At 43.6% G+C, this 19,509-nt stretch carries 17 protein-coding genes; 10 read left to right on the top strand and 7 right to left on the bottom strand.

The window, feature by feature from the left end:
* The first annotated feature begins 78 nt into the window (after positions 1 to 78).
* The 3 genes from msrB to SIO70_RS01830 all read left to right on the top strand — a co-directional run bounded on the left by msrB (position 79) and on the right by SIO70_RS01830 (position 2,467).
* On the top strand, positions 79 to 594 hold the full coding sequence (msrB, locus tag SIO70_RS01840; RefSeq protein WP_320578925.1) for a peptide-methionine (R)-S-oxide reductase MsrB: 516 nt from the start codon (positions 79 to 81) through the stop codon (positions 592 to 594).
* A 225-nt stretch (positions 595 to 819) separates the two neighbouring features.
* Positions 820 to 1,644 (top strand): hypothetical protein, encoded by an 825-nt coding sequence (locus SIO70_RS01835; protein WP_320578924.1) that lies wholly within the window; start codon positions 820 to 822, stop codon positions 1,642 to 1,644.
* Positions 1,645 to 1,786: 142 nt separating this feature from the next.
* Positions 1,787 to 2,467, top strand: a complete 681-nt coding sequence (locus tag SIO70_RS01830; RefSeq protein ID WP_320578921.1) for a hypothetical protein — start codon at positions 1,787 to 1,789, stop codon at positions 2,465 to 2,467.
* A gap of 202 nt (positions 2,468 to 2,669) precedes the next feature.
* Here the strand turns inward: SIO70_RS01830 and SIO70_RS01825 are convergent, their stop codons facing one another.
* The 3 genes from SIO70_RS01825 to SIO70_RS01815 form a co-directional block, all read right to left on the bottom strand.
* On the bottom strand, positions 2,670 to 3,899 hold the full coding sequence (locus SIO70_RS01825; RefSeq protein WP_320577102.1) for an IS110 family transposase: 1,230 nt from the start codon (positions 3,897 to 3,899) through the stop codon (positions 2,670 to 2,672).
* Positions 3,900 to 4,064: 165 nt separating this feature from the next.
* Complete coding sequence (locus SIO70_RS01820) at positions 4,065 to 5,564, bottom strand: glycoside hydrolase family 28 protein (RefSeq protein WP_320578919.1); 1,500 nt, start codon at positions 5,562 to 5,564, stop codon at positions 4,065 to 4,067.
* Positions 5,565 to 5,737: 173 nt separating this feature from the next.
* Positions 5,738 to 6,793 carry a sensor histidine kinase gene (locus SIO70_RS01815; protein WP_320578917.1) on the bottom strand — a complete coding sequence of 352 codons (1,056 nt, stop codon included), beginning with the start codon at positions 6,791 to 6,793 and terminating at the stop codon, positions 5,738 to 5,740.
* A 186-nt stretch (positions 6,794 to 6,979) separates the two neighbouring features.
* Here SIO70_RS01815 and SIO70_RS01810 point away from each other — a divergent pair, with 186 nt between their 5' ends.
* Complete coding sequence (locus SIO70_RS01810) at positions 6,980 to 9,340, top strand: outer membrane beta-barrel protein (protein WP_320578915.1); 2,361 nt, start codon at positions 6,980 to 6,982, stop codon at positions 9,338 to 9,340.
* 247 nt (positions 9,341 to 9,587) lie between these two features.
* Here SIO70_RS01810 and SIO70_RS01805 read toward each other — a convergent pair whose 3' ends face one another.
* The 3 genes from SIO70_RS01805 to SIO70_RS01795 form a co-directional block, all read right to left on the bottom strand.
* Positions 9,588 to 10,268: a pirin family protein gene (locus SIO70_RS01805; RefSeq protein WP_320578913.1), complete on the bottom strand. Its 681-nt coding sequence runs from the start codon at positions 10,266 to 10,268 to the stop codon at positions 9,588 to 9,590.
* A complete protein-coding gene (locus tag SIO70_RS01800; RefSeq protein WP_320578911.1) occupies positions 10,265 to 10,759 on the bottom strand; it encodes a hypothetical protein in 495 nt (164 codons plus the stop codon). The genes SIO70_RS01805 and SIO70_RS01800 overlap by 4 nt, the downstream gene beginning before the upstream one ends.
* 79 nt (positions 10,760 to 10,838) lie before the next feature.
* Complete coding sequence (locus tag SIO70_RS01795; protein WP_320578909.1) at positions 10,839 to 11,594, bottom strand: intradiol ring-cleavage dioxygenase; 756 nt, start codon at positions 11,592 to 11,594, stop codon at positions 10,839 to 10,841.
* A gap of 584 nt (positions 11,595 to 12,178) precedes the next feature.
* On the opposite strand from SIO70_RS01795, the gene SIO70_RS01790 reads away from it, so the two are divergent.
* From SIO70_RS01790 to SIO70_RS01765, 6 genes are all read left to right on the top strand, one after another.
* On the top strand, positions 12,179 to 12,481 hold the full coding sequence (locus tag SIO70_RS01790) for a hypothetical protein (protein ID WP_320578907.1): 303 nt from the start codon (positions 12,179 to 12,181) through the stop codon (positions 12,479 to 12,481).
* An 18-nt stretch (positions 12,482 to 12,499) separates the two neighbouring features.
* Positions 12,500 to 12,970: a DNA starvation/stationary phase protection protein gene (locus SIO70_RS01785; RefSeq protein ID WP_320578904.1), complete on the top strand. Its 471-nt coding sequence runs from the start codon at positions 12,500 to 12,502 to the stop codon at positions 12,968 to 12,970.
* Between the two features lie 202 nt (positions 12,971 to 13,172).
* Positions 13,173 to 13,529: a hypothetical protein gene (locus SIO70_RS01780; protein ID WP_320578903.1), complete on the top strand. Its 357-nt coding sequence runs from the start codon at positions 13,173 to 13,175 to the stop codon at positions 13,527 to 13,529.
* A 44-nt stretch (positions 13,530 to 13,573) separates the two neighbouring features.
* A complete protein-coding gene (locus SIO70_RS01775; protein WP_320578901.1) occupies positions 13,574 to 14,416 on the top strand; it encodes an NAD(P)-dependent oxidoreductase in 843 nt (280 codons plus the stop codon).
* 120 nt (positions 14,417 to 14,536) lie between these two features.
* Complete coding sequence (locus SIO70_RS01770) at positions 14,537 to 15,268, top strand: hypothetical protein (protein ID WP_320578900.1); 732 nt, start codon at positions 14,537 to 14,539, stop codon at positions 15,266 to 15,268.
* 114 nt (positions 15,269 to 15,382) lie between these two features.
* The gene (locus SIO70_RS01765; RefSeq protein ID WP_320578898.1) at positions 15,383 to 16,627 is read left to right on the top strand and encodes a multidrug effflux MFS transporter; all 1,245 of its coding nucleotides are present in this window, start codon (positions 15,383 to 15,385) and stop codon (positions 16,625 to 16,627) included.
* Between the two features lie 175 nt (positions 16,628 to 16,802).
* Here the strand turns inward: SIO70_RS01765 and SIO70_RS01760 are convergent, their stop codons facing one another.
* Positions 16,803 to 19,277, bottom strand: a complete 2,475-nt coding sequence (locus SIO70_RS01760) for a glycoside hydrolase family 2 TIM barrel-domain containing protein (protein ID WP_320578896.1) — start codon at positions 19,275 to 19,277, stop codon at positions 16,803 to 16,805.
* Positions 19,278 to 19,509: the final 232 nt, after the last annotated feature.

The raw sequence follows: 19,509 nt of genomic DNA, 5'->3' as shown, positions 1-19,509 counted from the left end.
AAGCGTGCTGACCAGGCAAAAATGTCATGCAATCTTATTTGGTCCGAATTTCGTTATTATAAGTATAATACTATAATAATGAGAAACGCATTATACCTGAGTATGCTCCTGTGTACGCTTTTCAGCTGTACCGGTCGCGCCCAGCAAAGTAAAAACAAATCAGATATGCATAACCCATACTACTCGCGCACAGACACTACCCATTTGAATGTCAGCAATGCGGAATGGAAGAAGATCCTGCCTGCGGACTTATATGCCGTAGCCAGAGAACAAGCTACAGAAAGGGCTTTCACCGGTAAATACTGGGATGCAGATACCAAAGGAACTTACTACTGCGCAGTTTGCGGGAATAAACTCTTCCGCTCCGACGCTAAGTTCGCCAGCAGCTGCGGTTGGCCGAGTTTCTTTGAAGCAGACCGCCCTAACAGCGTGATCTATAAAGAAGATAACTCCTACGGTATGCAACGTATAGAGGTGGAATGTGCAAGATGTAACTCACATTTAGGCCACATCTTTGACGACGGACCTGCACCTACAGGAAAGCGATTCTGTATGAACTCAGTTTCCCTGGATTTTGACCCGGATGGTCACTGACAAATGGTCAGATAAAAATATAGGAGGGTGTATCATAAATTAGATACACCCTTTTTTAATTTGGATACCTGGTGGAGCCAGATTCTATTTTATGCGTTTCTCAGGAGCTTCATCGATTAATGATAAACCCTCTTTGTTGGGAGGTAGTTCTGCCATAAAAAGCCATCCCTCATACGCCTTCCTGAACAAAAAGACAATAGAAATGTTAGACCATGCATGTGGTCAATGAAAAAATTCGCATTCTTACTCTCACTACTTTTGCCGGGTGTTACATCCAGTTATGCAAGCATACCCCCGGGCGATATACTCATCCTTGGTAAGGATAGTATTCATATCCCTGCGCGTCCATTGGTCAACCTTGACGCCGGTACACTTGGCAGGTTGGATCACTGGCTGGAACATTTCAGGTATGAAAAAAACATCCTCTATCTGGTGGGTGGCTATCGGCGCATCTGGCAGATTATTGACGGTAATATGTACCTGGTAGGATTGATGGATTATAAACATAGTGATCAGATTCTCAGGGAGACTTTCTGTGACGATTATAAAGATGGGAAAGTAGCCGCTTATTGGTTCACAGGAACCCTTTGGGTACCTGATGGCCGGTTGTTAAGAATGGACCCTTTTTACAATTGTATTTATGAGAAGGAGAAAATGTTTGAGTTGGTGAATGGAAAAGTACATGAGCAAAAGAATGTCACCAATTATTTTCCTGTGTTCAATGGTATTCGGCGGATGGATAGAAATGCAGTAAAAGATACCCTGGTGAAACTGTTCAGACAATCGGACTTGAAAAAATTGATGGCATGTGGTTGCCTGCCGGCAGGATATGAAATTTGTGTGAATGAAAAGGGGAAAGTGGAGGACGTATCGTTCCTGTCATTAGCAGAAAAGAGGAAGGGAGATGGAGATACCTGCATCCGTGAGATCAGACGAATATTAGCAGACTTACAATTTGATATCATAAAGTGGCATGGGCGTCCGGATTATGAATTATGTGACCTGGGACTGTTTTATGATGAGGAAAAAAATGAGTTGATACTTTTATAGTATACTAATCTGAGGTATTGTTTAATTTTTAAATATGACAGGGTATTGCTGTACCTGTTTTCTTAATAAAAAGAAAAACTGGTTGATAATCATTTTTATTTGAGATAGTGTAAATTGTTGCCGAGTTCGTAAAGCCATCCTAATGACGTCCAGAGAAGAATTACAATCAGCCATAGACCATCAGCTCCGGGTAGTACTGGAGAAATATCATTGTGTTCGGGGAAGTATCAGGTTTCAGGCGCCGGCATTATTATCCATGAATGGGATAAGAACTGACGGAAAGCCGGTATTGATATGGCCTACAGATAAGAAATTGGATACCCTGGTTTCCAAATACGTATTCCAGGAGCCGGAACTGGGCGGATTGATCGTACAGGCAGATTTGGTCATGGATCAATTTGTATATAAACAGGTGAGCAAGGGCCGCCTCCAACAGGAAGCGCTGCAGGTGCAACGACAAAGAGATCAGGAGGCCAGGGTACAGCAGCAAAACTGGCGCCGCCTGCTGGAAAGCAAGACGGAATGCTATGGGGTGGAATTGGCAGAAAAGGTGGCAGAACGGTTGCAGACAGCTAGTTTTGGGTTTGGCCACCGGGATTATTGTGGAATGGGGTTGGAATACCGGAATGGGGTTTATTATTATGGTGGTTTGTGGGATGGGATTATGGATGATAAGGTGCTGTCATTTACCTCTAAAGCCGAATTTGTGGGTTGGTTGGCCGCGCAATCAGATGCGGGTATGGCCAGATTGAACGAGGTGGATGCTTTTTATTGGGGCAACCAGACGGTGACGAGACAACGATTACAGGAATTTATTTTATAAAAAAGGGGGTGTACTTTTTGATATACCCCCTTTTTTCATTGAAAATAGTTAGTCTGTGTCATAATTTTGATATGACTCTATATGCTTAAAATTTTCATTTCGTGCTTATAGCAACAATCGTTTGTACTTAGAGTCTTAAATCAGTTTTCTTTACAGGCTTAAAAAGCACCAATAAGAGGTCGATTTTTGTAACTTAGTAATCTTATTGAGATGGGGGTAATGCCTCAAGCTCGCGCAGGCGCCTGAGATAATTATTTATCTGCGCCTGCTTTCTTTTTTTAAGCCACTCCTGATTATCCGGTTCCATATATGGCACTCTATTTTTGAGTATAAAATAAGTGGCAATGAGGATTTTGTGTGCAATGGCGATAAGAGCACGTTTTTTACCTCTTCGCACACTTAAAGAGTAATATCTTCTTTTCAGATAAGATTCCTTTGTATGTACAGCGGCCCAGGCCGCCTCCACCAGTGCTGTTTTAAGAGAACTGTTGCCATGATTGATACGTTCACTTTTCTTTTTTCCGGCACTTTCATTATTACCCGGACATAAGCCACACCAACTGGCTAAATGATGCTGATTTGGGAAGGCATGCATATCTGTACCTATTTCGGCTAAGATGGCTGTAGCTGTTTGTTTTTGTACTCCGGGAATAGTCTGAAGTAATTTTACTTCTTCTTCCCATTTTCTTAAGTACTGATCAATACGGTTATCTACCTGACAAAGCAGTTCATTTAGCTGTAAGATAGCAGCTTTAGACAGGTTGAGCATAAAACGGTGATGCTCATTAAGATTACCTTCTAAAGCAAGAATAAGTTCTTGCTTCTTGATTTTGAGCCTACCTTTGGCCAGATTGGCCAATATCATGGGATCCTGTTCTCCATCAATAATAGCAGAGATCATTGACCAGCCGCTTATGCCGAACACATCACTGACAACGCTGCTCAATTTGATATTGGCAGTCTCTAAAATGTTCTGTAATCGGTTATATTCACTGGAGCGTTGGCCTATTACTTTACGTTTGTATCGGTACAATTCCCGTAATTCACGAGTGTATTGGGGTGGAATAAAACTTCCTTTTAGTAGCCCGCTTAGCAATAATTTTGCAATCCAGGCACTGTCATTACGATCAGTCTTATGACCCGGCACATATTTAATATGCCGGGCATTGACCAAAATAAGTTCAAAGTGAGGTTCTAGTATATTAAAAACAGGCTTCCAGTAAACACCCGTGCTCTCCATTGCGACATGTGTAATGCCCGATTCTTCCAACCAGGCTACCAGGTCCTTAAGTGAACTTGTGAAGGTGCTAAAAGTGCGGGTTTGTTCCTGCAAATTATCACCCCTGATGGTAGCTACTACATTCTCCTGGTGAACATCGAGGCCACAGCCACGACTCACAACCTGTTCAAAACTGATATGTGATTGTTCCATGGTAGTACTTTTGTCGAAGGTACCACCATTTTCATAGTCGTTTGTGAATTCGGTTCATGAGGGTTTTCTTTGAAAATGGTTTTCATTACCCGTTGGTGAATCCCCTTTTTCATGAATGTTTTATTCGGGCACCCGATGGTATTACGTTTTTTATTCTTCCGCTTATTATTTAATCAGGGTCGGATCGTCTACTACCGGATCCTTTACATTATTTAATATAACCAGCGGCCTGGAAGCTGCTTTGTTTATTTTCACCTTTTCCAGTTTCAATCCATTTACATCATCAAAAATACAAGCTGTACGGAATTCCTCTCCTGTATAGCTCAGTTTTACATTTTTGAAAGTAATACCATCCGCATGTCTCACATAAAAACCCCATGCCGGCAATTCCCTAAACATGGAGAATTCAGGATAATCGCTGATCGCTTCAGGAATACGATGTAATGAATCTACATTGATATTCGCTACTGCCATGCTGGATTTCTCAGTGTAGGTGATATCTATATTTTCCAAAGTTACATCCTGTATGTTATGACCGGGTATGCCATAGATGCCGGCAGGGAAAGTGTTATGTTCAAAAAGCTCTCTTGGCCCTTCCATATTATATCCTGCATCTGGTTTGGTAGCAGGGATCTCCACTTTTACATCAGAGATACGCACTTTGCTGAGGGTACCGGGTTCACGCTTTGCCTGGCGCTTGCCCAGGCGAAGGAAGATGGCATTACCAGTATTCTTTGCTGTTATATTGCTGATGTCAATGTTTTCCACAATTCCGCCATCTACTGTTTCAATGGCGATAGCAGAGCGGAAGGTGTTGTATACATAAATATTTTTTACAGTGATGTTTTTAAATCCTCCCCAGGAGGCGGTGCCCATTTTGAACCCACTGGCGCTGGAACGTACTTTACAATTGGCGATGTAGATGTTCTCACAAAGTCCTGCGGTATCGTGCGATTTCAGGCAAATACCGTCATCGGCTACGTCAAAGCTGCTATTGGTAAGCTTTACATTTTTGCAGTCTACCAGGTCAATGCCGTCATTATTCAGGAAGGTATTGCTGATCACTTTGATGCTGTCGAAGATCATGTCTGTACAACTTACATAGTCCTGTATCCAGCAGAGACCATTTAGGATGGTGACATTTTTCACCGTTACCTGCTGGCAGTTTGTGAATGCAATCAGCTTTGGACGGTTGTTTTCTTCAGGTCGCATTTGTCCCCATTCGTTGTAACGCTGCCATTCTTTATCTTTTAGTGTACCCTTTTTTAGCATGTCAAAGATGTCTTTCAGGAGCAGTTCTCCTTGTCCATCGATAGTCCCTTTCCCTGTGATACCGATGTTTTGTTGGTTGTTGGCAACGATCAGGGCAGAGGCTTTGGCTGGACCATAATCCTTACGGCTGGTGGTTGCGAGGAGGAAGGAGTTGGGCGCCAGGTGCAGGGTGACGCCGGATTTAAGGGTGATGACACCGGTTACGAACTTCCCGGCTGGTACGACTACTGTACCGCCGCCAGCGGCAGCTGCTTTGTCGATAGCTTCCTGGATGGGAGTGGTATTGTTGGTTTTACCATCACCTTTGGCGCCGTAGCTGGTGATGGGGAAGTTCTTTTGTTGCGCAGATAGTTGAAAATAGTTTAAACATAACAGTAGAATCAATACCCTCATATCGTGTTGGTTTTATATGGACAACAAGATAATAATCTCATTGCGAAAAAAACAGCTTCCACCAATGTCGGAAGCCATTTTTTTCGGGAGGGTGCCTGCGGCAGGCATTTTCCACCGGGAACGATGTGTAGCCGTGAGTGGATTTAATAATGTCTCTTATTTTAACCGGCAATTTAAATGGCAAGTGAGAGTATCTCCATTATATTACCGCCGCCAACGTTGAGTTGTAACTGGATGGTGAAATTGCCTGGTATTTCCTGGATATCTAATTGGTATTGGCCAGGGTATACCAGGTCCAGTCTTCTTCTTACATTCCGTAATCCTATACCGCTGTATTGACTGGATTCCTTGTTTGTCGTACTGTTGCTGACCCCGAAAAGTAGTTGATCTTCCTCTATTTCCAGGTGAATATTGATCCAGTTTGCATCCTGACCTGATACATGTTTAAATGCATTTTCAATAAATGTCATCAATATAAATGGTGCAATTGAAATATGCGCAACAGGTTTGTCAGTAAAATGCACTTGTATGCGGGTGCTTTTATTCTGTCTTAATTTTTCCAGTTCAATAAAGTTTTCCAGGAAAGTTATTTCCTTATCGAGTGGAATGTGGGGATCATTACATTCATAGAGTTGATGCCGCAGTAACTCAGAGAATTTGGCCAGGGAAGCACTTGCTACATCCGGCTTTTTATGGATCAGGAAGAAGATAGAGTTAATACTATTGAATAAGAAATGTGGATTAAACTGATTGCGCAGAAACTGCAATTCTGTTTCCAGTTTTTCTTTTTCTAATAATTGCTGGCGTTCTTTTGTTCGCATCCAGTGTTTGGCCAGTTTGATACTCATGGCCAGGGTCATACTTGCTATGGTACTGGGCAGGGCTTTGCCAACAAATCCAAAGAAGCAAAGATCACTGGGAGTGGGAATGAGATAATACCCTCCTACTATACACAGTGTAGCGGTTACGAGTGTAAGCAACAGGTAGCCCATGTATGCCTGGTATTTCCCTTTCTGAAGAAATTGAGGAATGAGGTAATACAAATTGAAATATACTGCCACTGCCTGAAAAACGACGTAGAAGGCGAACTCTACGGCATGAGGGGTGAACAGGATGGTATTGGCTGCTTTGAGCGGATCGCCATAAGACACTACCCACCAGGCGTAATGATACATTACCCAGAATGGCAGATGGTAGAGTCTGTAACGAAATAGCCAATGCTTTTCCATTTTCCTAATTTACGAAAATACGCTGTGGCAGTGGATATAATTATATGAAATAACACGGGAAAATGGTCAAATGCACCTGGTTGTACATGAACGGGTGTGGGGTATTTCATCAATTATTTACGACGGGTGGTCATACGCTTTTTTTGAAGGAAAGGAATTTAGATTCTTTTGCTGAAAACAAGCATTATGAAACGCCTTTTTCTAATTTGCTATATCATCGCAATTTGCTCGCCTGCCATGGCGCAGGTCAGTGGCAAACTACAGGATATGCAGGGGGCGCCGGTTCCTTTTGCGAATGTCATCATATTGAAAGCTGCAGATAGCAGTATTTTTAAAGGAGCCGTCTCCGATGAACAGGGCGGTTTTCTGATTGATAAAGTGCCAGCTGGACAATATGTGCTCAGGATAAATGTGATTGGGTACGAAAGTGTAAATCTACCCCTGGATGGCCCCAGAAATGTAGGTGTACAGGTATTGCAGACTAACCGCCGGCAATTGGGAGAAGTGGTGGTGCGTGGTACGAAACCACTTTATCAGCAACAGGAACAGGGGATAGTAGTGAATGTAGAAAGCAGCATCCTCTCCAAAGGCAGTGCGGCATTGGAGGTGCTGGAACGTGCACCGGGTATTATCATCGATCATAGAAATAATAGTATTTCTATGAATGGAAAAAGTAGTGTGATGGTCATGCTGAATGGAAAGTTGTTGCGTATGCCCATAACACAGGTAGTAGCTTTGCTGAGAGGAATGCGGGCGGATGATGTGGAAAAGATCGAATTGCTCACTACACCGGGTGCAGGTTATGATGCAGAAGGTGATGGCGGCATTATCAATATTGTTTTAAAGAAGAACAGCAATGTCGGTTTGAATGGTAGTGTGAGCGCTACTGCGGGTTATGGGTGGGGAGAGAAAGCAGGTACGAGTGTACAACTGGGATATAATAAGTGGTATGGTTCCTATAGTTATAATCATAACAGGAGTAATGCGGACTGGCATGCGACCGGCACATCTGTAGAACCTTTATATGGAGGGCTGACCTATTCTGATGTAACAGGTGTGATGCAGCCAGTGGAGAACAGTCATACTGCCAGAGTAGGTTTTGATTCTAAACATATGGGCGGCAGTTTGCTGTTTGGATATAGTAAAACGCATCTGCATAATATCAATACCGGCATGTTTAATGTATTGCCTGATTCTATCTTATACAATCATGTAAATGTCAATGAATACATGAAATGGAAGAATACGATTGCGGATTTTTATGTGGAGGGGAAGCACCTGAATTTGAGTCTGGGTTACCTGCGCTATACCATGGATCGCCCCAGCAAAGCAATGAATTCATTTGTAAATCTGAAAGGAGAAGAGATTGGGAATAACGATACCTTGTTTGCACCGATACAGGAAGGTTATGCACATACATTGATACGGGTAGGTGTGGTGAAGCTGGATTATAAAGCGCAGCTCAATGATAAATTAAAGCTGGAAGCAGGTGTGAAAGGTAGTTATAACCGTACAGAAAGTGCATCGGGTATTAAAAGCCTGGTAGATGGTGAATATGTAACTGGTAAGGATGCAACGAACGATGGGGTGATGAGAGAAATAATCGGGGCGGGCTATGCTTCCTTAAAATGGCAGCTGGATTCTACGACTGCATTGACAGTGGGTAGCAGGTATGAATATGCCGATACGCGGCTGACAACTGTTCGTAAGATGGGGAAACTGTTTCCTGCACTTGCTTATAATAAAACATTTCCGGGCGGACATGAATTGTTTATCACGTACAATAAGCGAATCACCCGGCCAGCTTATACAGATCTGGCTTCTTATAAATCTTATACAGGGCCTAATTCTTATGAATCAGGCAATCCTTCGTTGATACCTACTATTACAAATATTTTTAAAATAGGGTACAATTATAAAGGTTATTCATTTTCGATCTTAGCCAGTAGAGATGATCATCCTATCGTGCGCTGGCAGTTGACAGAGACACCGGATAGTACTGTGCTGATAGTGTCTTCACAAAATATGTTGTGGCAGAATAACCTGGTGTTTCAGGCAGGTATACCAGTAAAGGTGACTGAGTGGTGGAGTATGAATTACAGTCTGCTGGCCGCCTACAGGCAATTTAAATTAGATTATACCCGGAAACCGGCAGAGAAAGGATACTTTACGTGGAATGTGAATTACAGTGAACAATTTAAATTTCAAAAAGGATGGTCTGGTGAATTGTCCGGTTTTTACTGGGGGGCTTCTTATGATGGGTCTAAAAAGGTTGGAAGTTTTGGAGAAGCGAATGTAGGAGTGAAGAAAGAGATTGGGAAGGGTACTTTGCAGTTTGCGGTAGAGGATATATTTTCCAGTATGCATATTCCATTTTCTTTTGGGGAGTTAACAGAGGAGGCGCATGATTTAAAATCGAAAGTGGTGTATAGTGCGGAGTCCAGTTATTTTCCGGTGATGAAGCTCACTTATTTCAGGGCATTTGGTGGGACGAAACAAAGCCATAAGGAGGGCGGGGTAAAAGAAGAACGGGAACGAATAAATTAGTGGCTTTGACTACCGTATATTCGAATCACGTGAAGAGGCTGTAGCGGTTATTTTAGTGCCTTACGACTATCACAGCATTTGCTGATTCGCATCATCAGTCAGTGATAAACAATATTTTATCTTAGTGAACATTCTTCTCATACTATAGGGTAGGAAATAGGTATGCGTAAACAAGACCTCCTTATGAAGATGGTAAATTGGAAGAGTGATGAAAATGCGGCCCCGGACTGATTACCCGGGGCTTTTTTTACATAGCGACTTCCAGTAGCAGGATGATGGCATCACTCGACAACGCCTCCATTTCTATTGCATCTACATCCCACAAAGCAAGCCCGTCGCCATTATGCAGCAGTCTGTACTGCACTTCAAAAGCCCCTTCTATATTAAATACGAATACCCCTTTGGACTTATCTTTTAGTGGGTAGTTGGTTTCAGCCCTGCCATTAAATTTTCCGATAGACAATGAATAGGTGTCATTACTTATGAGTGTGTGCAACTGATCTTTATGGCTGAGGTCAAAAGTGGTCAATGTAGCTGACGTTGCTGTTGGGGCTTTGATCCATAATTGCAGGAACTTCACTAAGTCATTTTCGTATGGATTACGTACTTCGAATGAAGTACCCCGTATGAGGTGGAGCACCTCTACCTGCCCCGCTTCCAGCAAACCATTATGTCCGTCATCAGTAGAGAAGGTGATGGCGCCTACAATGGGTAGCAGTATAATGTCAGAAGCTGTTTCGATTTCCATGCGAAAACCATTGCCACCAGCTAATACATCTTCATTCAGTACATAGAGTGCACCAAACGGTTGTTTGTGTTCATTGAAATACCTGCCGAAGTTGAATGTATTGTATGTACGGAACCAAGGCATTTCGTTGTAGCCGCGTTCATCAGACAGGTACATTTTTCCTTTTGATTGTGGTATCATGATTGAATAGAATAAATACTTAAGAATGGTTGCATGGTGAACATTTCTGTGAGCGTTTCACCATTCTCCGGTTCGTTGTTAATAGTGACCAGCAGCTGGTTGCCGATAGTATCATGCCAGATGAGCGGTTCAGAAATGAAGTTCACTGCTACCTGGTGTTTCTTTTTATCTGTGATGTCAGAGTTGACGATTTCGAACTTGAAATTTTTGAATGGTAAAAACGTTTTACCAATGCTGTTGGTGATATCAGGTACTCTCCCATTCAGTTGTTTGAGGTAGCCGATGATGGCAGGTGTAACGAGAAAGTGGATCCTGTCTGCATTGGGTACGTTGGCGATAAGTTCAGCGAAGGTGTTGTACTTTTTTTCGGGATTGAATGTTTGTGCCTGTAGCAGGTATTCATACCACGAGCCTTCGAAGAGCATTTGATCCCATGGTTTGGTATTCGATGCGTCGATGAGTTTGCGATATATGAGGCGGATGGATTTCATTGTTCCTGTAGTTATGAGCGGAGGTATCTTTATTGAAAAGAGCGTGCATCTTTTTTTGATACACGCTCTTACCATGAATTTATGCCGCGACGTAGATAGTGTGAGTCAGTGTATAGCCGGCCGAGACACTACCTGTTACAGTAGCGAGTTCATTGGTAAGGGAGTCACTGAATATCGTATCGGAGGTGTTGGATGTATCCTGTGTACCGTGAGCTATGTAGTCAGTAGCAGTGGTGTACACCGTGTTACAAACATCAGTTGGGAACGCGATCTGGGTGATGAGCAGAGATGTACCGCTGCTATTGTACACATGCACATGGATGTGTGGCGCTCTGCCTGAATACCAACCTGGGAAGATACTGGTGAAAGTAACTAATCCGCTGGAATCGGTTGTTTGACGTCCTCTCAGAAAGTGAGAAGAGGTATAGTCAACACTGGAATATCCACCACCGGGGTTTACTACATATTCAGAGTAGTAGCCCACAGCGGTGCAATGCCATATATCTACCAGTGCACCGGAGAGTGCTGCACAACTGTTATTTGTATTGGCGATGGTAATTTTCACAGTGAGTGGTACACCGGATTGACCATCGACAATGTTACTTCTTACATAGGAAGATGGGGTTTTGGTAGGATATGGTCCTGCTGTTTCAGTGTCTGTAACAGTGCAGGATGTAGTTGTACTACCAGTGTTGGTAGTGGTGCTGTCAGTGGTAGTACCGTCTGTGCTGGTAGTCGTATCTGTGTCTTTTCCGCAGGACGATACTGCCAGTGGGGCAACGGCTGCTAAACCTAAAGCAGCGAGGGTGTTTTTCAAGAAGATTTTTCTTTCCATGGCACGATGTTTAATTAAATATTTGTGTTGGTCGCTTTTGTAAATGTATCTACAATCGTGATTGGAAGCGAGTTTTGTCGGTAAAGAGTAGGATTGTTGAGGTAAAATAAAAGGTCTTTTTTACGTTAAAAAAAAGTAACCGGTTAAGATTAAACTTTCGGATTCTTAACTGGTCTAAGGGCGATTTTATATAAAATAAGTCTTTATAAATCGCAGTGCATTATCTGAAAAAATGCGGGTAATGATTTTATGTGGTGAAACCTGATTATTGGTTTGTAATGAGAGGTGAATATTGGCGGGGTGGTCACTAAAGGTGAGAATTTAGGTTGTACCCACGAAAAGTACAACAGATAATATGTTTTGTCAATTGACAGTAGCTGTTTAGGGAGTTAGCTTTGTTTCAATGGAAAAATGTTCATTCCTTCCTTTATTCATACAGTGGAGCTTGATTGTAATTGGCCGTTTCTGTCAAGGAGCGGCCTTCTGTGTTTGGACAAAAATGCTTAATATAGCATACTGTTTGAAAGTATCCCCTGCTCCTGCGGAAGAATGTGAATATGCTCACTTTGTTAAATATTTAATTTATGGAACACCAATTGCATTATGATACTGTTACCAATGCTATTGCCGCTTTGAAGAAAAAAGGCTTTACTATTGATTTTAATCTGGAAGACAATTATATCGTATCGTCGGAAGATAAGATTCATGTGGATGATTTCAGTATCGTGGATGTGTACCGGTATGAGGGTAATTCGGATCCGTCGGACGAGGCAGCGGTATATGCTATTGAGTGTAAAAATGGCCTGAAAGGTATACTGGTATCGGGCTATGGTCCATCAGCGGATACTCTTACAACAGAAATGCTACAAAAATTAAGGATTAAGTAAAATATAAACAATTTTGATATGAAAGCTAATATTGGAATCAGCGAAAAGAACACGCAGGCTGTTGCCCTTATCTTAAATCAATTACTGGCAGATGAACAGGTGTTATTTGCGAAGACACGCAATTACCATTGGAACATCGAGAGTCCAAGTTTTATGGAGTTGCATAAGTTGTATGAAAGACTGTACACAGAACTGGCAGAAACGATTGATGGGGTAGCGGAGCGTGTACGTAAGATTGGACATTATGCCGAAGGCCGCCTGGCAGATTACCTGAAACTGGCTAACCTGCAGGAAGGGGATTATACGAATGATCAGAATACCCAGATTAAGAATTTGCTGGATGACCATGAGACGCTTATTCGTGGCGTGCGTGCGAATATAGAGAAGGTGGAGGATGAGTATAAGGATACGGGTACCGCAGATTTCCTGACAGGGGTATTGAAGGAGCATGAGGAGTGGGCATGGTTCCTGCGTTCTTATTTGAAATAAGTGAAATTAATTATGTTAAACGCTTTTGTCTTTTAGGGGGCAAAAGCGTTTTTTTATGCCCCCAAATTGTGGAGAATCTCCTCCACGGTATTGTGTAATATTTTCTTTGTTTTGTGGTATTTGTTTGTATTATGTTAATATTGTATCTAAATAGTGCCTGGTTTGAAAATTGAACTAATGGTATTTTTTATACATATGTACTATGATAGAGATCCTGCAGATAAAAGAACGGATAGCGGCAGAACATTACCGCGATGCGAACAGTAGTTTCGAACTGCGTATGATGTTGATGGATGTGGCATCACTACTTACTGCCAGGCAAATCTCTAACCTTCGACAGGGCAGGGACCCTCATGTCTCCACGATCTTATTAGAGACATTCGGGAATGTAAAACAATATTACTTTGTGCTGGAAAAAACAAAGGACGTAGACCTGGCGTGTTATAACAAAACAAAAGATGCAGTGGTAGCTGAATTAGATAGTTTGTGCCAACAGTTGAAAGGAAATGTATTCCAACTTCCTGAAGAAAATATCCCCGCTTTAAAAATTGCACAGTAACTTAATGTCGCAAATTTTTGCGGCATTTTTTTTAAACTGGTATTATGAAAATAGGATGGGCAGGACTCGGTAACATGGGTAAACCTATGGTGAAGAACCTGGTAAAGGCAGGATTTGATGTGAAGGTGTATAACCGCACGGTAGCAAAGGCAAATGAATTTGCAAAGGAAACTGGTGTGACGGTAGCTGCAACACCGGCGGAACTTGTGAAGGATGTAGATTGTGTTATTACGATGGTGTCGGATGATGCGGCGTTGCAGGAGATCTGGGATCAGTTGCTGGCAGCACCGTTAGCTGATGGATTACTGGCGATTGATATGAGTACGGTATCTCCGGATACAACGAGGGCAATGGCGGCTCGTGTCAGAGAAAAGGGAATTGCTTATCTGGATGCGCCTGTATCCGGGAGTGTAAAACCTGCGGAAGATCGTCAGTTGATAATATTGGTAGGTGGGAATGAGGCGGATTTTGAAAGGGCGAAACCGGTATTTGATAGTTTGGGTAAGTCGGCTACGTTGTTGGGGGATAATGGTGCGGGGAACTATGCGAAACTGGCCATCAATGCGTTTCTGGGAATTACAGTGCAGGGATTGGCAGAGGCGGTGATATTTGCTCAAAAGCATGGTATAGGGCCTGATAAGTTGTTACCGCTGATTAATGAAGGTGCTGTAGGGAGTGGTATTACGAAGATAAAGACGCCGGGGATTATTAATGGAAATTTTGCACCAGCGTTTGCATTGAAGTTGTTGGCGAAGGATATCAGGTTGGCGATAGCGCAGGGAATGGATACGCCGGCAGGAGTGACATTGAATAAGGCGTTGGAGGGTGCGGTGAAGGAGGGATTGGGAGATGAGGATATGATTGCGATATTGAAGTATTTAGCATAAATGAGAAGGCTGTCAGTTACGACAGCCTTTTTTGTGTAACTAGTTGACCTACATATAAATGTGGCAAAGTGAACAATATCCCATTTGAGGATGTTAACTTTGACTAAATTACACCCCGACATGAAGACCTTTCGCAATTTGATGCTGATCGCCCTATTGGCGGTTGCCTGTAGAACCACCCGGGATGGGTATGGTAGCAACGAGCCGTTGGACAAAGTTTATAACAGGTCCATTAACCAGGCGATGATCGCAGACACCACTAAAACAATCGACACGCTGCAGACGATCACTGCAGGGAATCCTGTACTACAGTGGAAAACGATTAACGGACAGCAGTATGTGTTGATGGGTACTTTTATGAAGTATCCTAATAGCTTTCCTCCCGGAGATTCGATCAACAATAGTTGGGGAGAGATGTGGTTATTCATTCCCAACCAGATGAAGTACAGGTTGGGAAGTACGTTTTCACCAACTTCAGATACGTTGTTGCGTTTGAGCCAGATGCTGGGGTTACCGCCAGTGAATGGCAATAAGTATATCGCACAGGTATGGGTACCGGCGGGTAAGTTGTATAGACCTGCGGGTAATCCGGATGTGACGACGACACATGCGGGTCCGGTATTGTCAGCTGGTGTATCGGAGGAGTATAAGGCGTGGTTTAACGGGTATATTATTTCATCTTACTTTCAGCCACTGGCACCGGGTGGCGCGCATTATCCATGGACGAGGATGGGGTATACGTATGATTGGAATCCGAGGGTGAATAGAGTGGGGGTGAGTGAGTTTGTGTTGCCGAAGGGGTGTGGGATATGGGTAGAGAAGATGACCACGGCGGGCGGTTTTTTTAAGTAAGAGAGCGTTCATCCACTTTAAATATTTTCATTTTTAATTTAAAAAAGCTTTTACCATAATGTAAAAGCTTTTTTTCGCTGAAAGCAGGTTAATTTCGTGAATTAATCACGAGCTATGCAAACATCGGAATCCTCGTCGCGCGGGAAATCCCTTCTTATTTTTATTTTAGGATCACTGACAGCATTAGGACCCTTCTCTATTGATATGTATCTTCCAGGCTTTGACTCCATTGCAAAAGACCTGGGGGTGACTACCGCAGAAGTTGGCCTTTCCTTATCCAGTTATTTTATCGGTATCTCTGCCGGACAGTTATTGTACGGACCACTTTTAGATCGTTTTGGTCGGAAGAAGCCGCTGTATTTTGGGCTTTGCCTTTACATTTTAGCATCTGCAGGATGTACATGTGTGCATAGTCTGCAGGGGTTGGTGATATTACGTTTCTTCCAGGCTATTGGTAGTTGTGCAGCGGCAGTAGCTGCGATTGCGATGGTGAGGGATTTGTTTCCGGTGGAACAGAATGCGAGGGTATTTGCATTGTTGATGCTGGTAGTAGGGGCTTCTCCAATGATTGCGCCTACAGTGGGTGGTTATGTAACGTTGGCATTGGGATGGCATGCGGTGTTTATAATATTAGGTGGATTGGGGGTGTTGGTATTATTGGCGAGTATATTTTTATTGCCGGAGAGTTATGAGCCGGATGTGAATATGTCTTTAAAGCCGGGGCCGATAATTAGCAATTTTCTGGTAGTGATTAAAGAGCCACAGTTTTATACTTATACTTTGTCGGGGTCGTTTGCATTTGCGGGATTGTTTGCTTATGTATCGGGTTCGCCGGTGGTGTTTATGGAGATCTTTCACCTGGATAAGACGGTGTATGGATGGATCTTTGCGGGGTTATCGGTGGGGTTGATTGGGTCTAGCCAGGTAAACAGTTGGGTGCTGCGTCGTTATAGAAGTGATCAGGTGGTAAAGGTGGCGGTGATTGCGCAGGCATTGACGGGGATATTGTTTTTGGTGGGAGAATACCAGGGTTGGTATCAGTTACCGCAGGTGATAGGGTTGTTATTTATATTTTTGAGTTGTGTGGGTTTTGCGAATCCAAATACGTCGGCATTGTCTATCGCACCTTTTAAGAAGCATGCGGGTAGTGCGGCGGCGTTGATGGGGGCTACGCAGATGGGAATAGGTGCGTTGGCGTCAGTGGGGGTGAGTTTGTTTGATAGTCATACGGCGTTGCCGATGGTGATGATTATGGCAGGTACAGCGGTGATGTCGGTGGTGGTGTTGGTGATAGGGCGCAGGCAGATTAAGCATCCGATAGTGATGCATGAGGGGGATGATGCGATAGTGATACATTAGGGATCAGGTATTTAATGTTATGGATTAAATCGATTACAGATTGAATTATAGCTTAGGTGATAAGATGTAGGTGAGGTTATTGGATCAGTTTCTAATTGCCTTATCGACTTATCGACTATCTGGTAACTTTAAGTTATGCATTCACGATTGCTTTCTATTTCTACTTTACTTTATTCTATTTTACTTTCACGGTGATATATCCTGTTTTCAAGTGATCACCGGTTACTTCTACTTTAATCTTTCCAGCATGGCCGGTATTCCGCAGGATAATCAATCCTTTCCCCCTAAAGGTGGTAAGTGTTGGCTGCTGAAAACTGGCCATTCTATTTGGACACCCACTTCCTGCTCCTGCAAGCACAGCCGGTCCTGAGATCCTGATATTTAATTTCAGGTCGGCATAAGGTACTACATTCCCTTCAGCGTCCATTATCGCTACATTGATATAGGAAAGCGATTCAGGGTCTGCCTGAATGGTGGTAGTATCAGCACCTAACGCAATGGCGGCAGGTTCGGAGGTAGATACGAGGTACCTCATTCCTATCGGCTTTCTATTTCTATCCAGTGCATTGGCTACGATGGTTCCGGGTTTCACCAGTACATCGAAAGTAGCTGTCAGGTCAGTAGCCGTTTCTTTAGTCGCCAGCACTTCTCCGTTTTGCTCAAATTTTACATATTTGGCACGGGTAAAGACTCTCACTTTCAAAGGTTTTCTCAGGTGTTCAGGATATGACCAGCGAGGGAGTTCATCCGGCCATCCCCAGAAACTGGTTTTTTCTTTGGTTGTATCTGGTGAGTGTACGAGTATTTCGATAGGGCTCCTTCTCCATACTACATCTCTGTAAAATGATTGTGGTTTTTTCTCGCCTGTAATATCGAGGTCGCCGCACCATGCATTGAACCATGGCCAGGTAAGGCGTGCGCTGTCTTTATCACCGTGAATGGTGTGTCCGATACCGGCTTCTCCAAGGTAGTCCATGCCTGCCCAGGCAAAATCACCGATGATCCAGTTTAACCCTTCTACATGATTCCAGGCATTTTGTAAATCCTGCACGGTGCTTTCAGTGCCCACCATGATACGGTTGGGTACTCTCTTTTTATCGAGGTAATAATTGCCCCAGAGGTAGTTATACCCAGCCACATCCAGGAGAGCGAGGGGTGCATCTGCATCTTCCCATTTGAGGGAGCCACGGCCAAAGTTGTTGAAAGCGGCGGTGATGAGGCGGGTAGTATCGAGTGATTTGATGGTAGCGCTGAGTTCTTTGGTAAGAAGGAGGCCTCTGAATTCTGCTCTTTCAGGGATTTCATTCCCAATGCTCCACATAATGATGGAGGGGTGGTTTCTGTCGCGACGAATCATGGATTCGAGGTCTTTAGTATGATTGTCGCGGAAGTAACGGGAGTAGTCGAAAGGTGTTTTTTCATCTTCCCAGGTATCGAAGGCTTCGTCGATGACGAGCATACCGAGGCTGTCACACACTTCCAGGAATTTGGGAGAGGGAGGATTATGGCTGGTACGGATGGCGTTGAAACCATTTTCTTTCAGCAGCACGATTTTCCTTTCTTCGGCACGATCAAAGGCGGCGGCACCGAGGAGGCCATTGTCGTGGTGGATGTTGGCACCTCTGAGGAGAGTGCGGGTACCATTGATTAAAAGGCCAATTTTAGGGTCAATTTTGACTTCTCTGATACCGGTTGGAATAATGACTTTATCGAGGGGTGTATTGTCTTTTTGGAGGGTTATTTCGGTTTTATAACGATAAGGGCGGTTTGGTGACCAAAGTTGTGGGTTATTGATGGTGATAGTGTTGGTATTTGATTCAGCTACGACGGTATTGGTGGTGTCGAGTAGGCGGAGGTGAAGGTGGGTACCTTCGGGGATGGTGGTATTGACCTGGATGGTAGCCTGGAATGTAGGGTTGGTGGTGGGGAAAATAATATTGGCGTCCTGACCTGTAGTTTTTGTGGTGTATTGAGTTGTTGCTTTTGTGGGGGGGATGATGGAATTGGAATCCTGAATAGTGTTTTTTATGTCCTCGATTGCATCCTGTTTTGTGGTGATAGCGATGTTTTCCACATCCAGGTGTAGTGCTGGTAAATAGACCAGGTATACATGGCGGTAGATGCCGGAGCCGGTGTACCAGCGGGAGTTGAGACCTTCGTTTTTAACTTGTACCTCGATGGTATTGACTTTTCCTGCTGGAGAGAGGTAGGGAGTCAGGTCGTAGGTAAAGGGAGTATAGCCATAATGGTGATTGCCGAGGAGGTGGCCATTGATCCATACTTCGCTGTTCATGTAAACGCCGTCGAAGTGGATGTGGAGCAGGTGGCCGTTAAGTTCAGGGAGGGTAAACGATTTCCTGTACCAGGCGGTGCCGCCTACCGTGTAGGCGCCTTGTTCTTTATTGGGGCTGTATTTGTAGAAAGGCCCTATGATGGTAGAGTCGTTTTGATGAGGGAGGTCTTCGATGCTCCAGTCGTGAGGTAGCTGGACGGTCTTTTTTAGGGAGTCCTTTTGGAAGAGCCAGTTGTTGTCGAAGCGGATTTCTCTTTGGGTAAGGCGGATGGCTTCCGGTTTTTGACCAAAGGCGGCGGCGGCTGTCAGGAGACAGGTGGATAGGAATAGGTGGCGGAGGAATAGTTTGGCATTCATTTTTTCACAGGATTGGGGTAAAAATATAAAAAATTGGGGAAAGGTTTTAAGCGAACAAGCAGCGAACTAGCGACGAACTAGCGGCGAAGAACGAGTATAGAACGAGTATAGAAATAGTATAGAATGAGTATAGAAAGAGTATAGAATGAGTATAGGAGATTCGAACAAACAGTATAGAAAACCCTGGAAAAATAGGGGTGAAAAATAGGGGGCGGAAAGATTTTCGCAAGAT

Origin of the sequence: Chitinophaga sancti (assembly GCF_034087045.1) — a bacterium.
In the GTDB taxonomy this organism is placed as follows: Bacteria; Bacteroidota; Bacteroidia; order Chitinophagales; family Chitinophagaceae; genus Chitinophaga; species Chitinophaga sancti_B.
The sequence above is the reverse complement of the archived record's forward strand: the minus strand, read 5'-3'. Positions and strand labels throughout refer to the sequence as shown.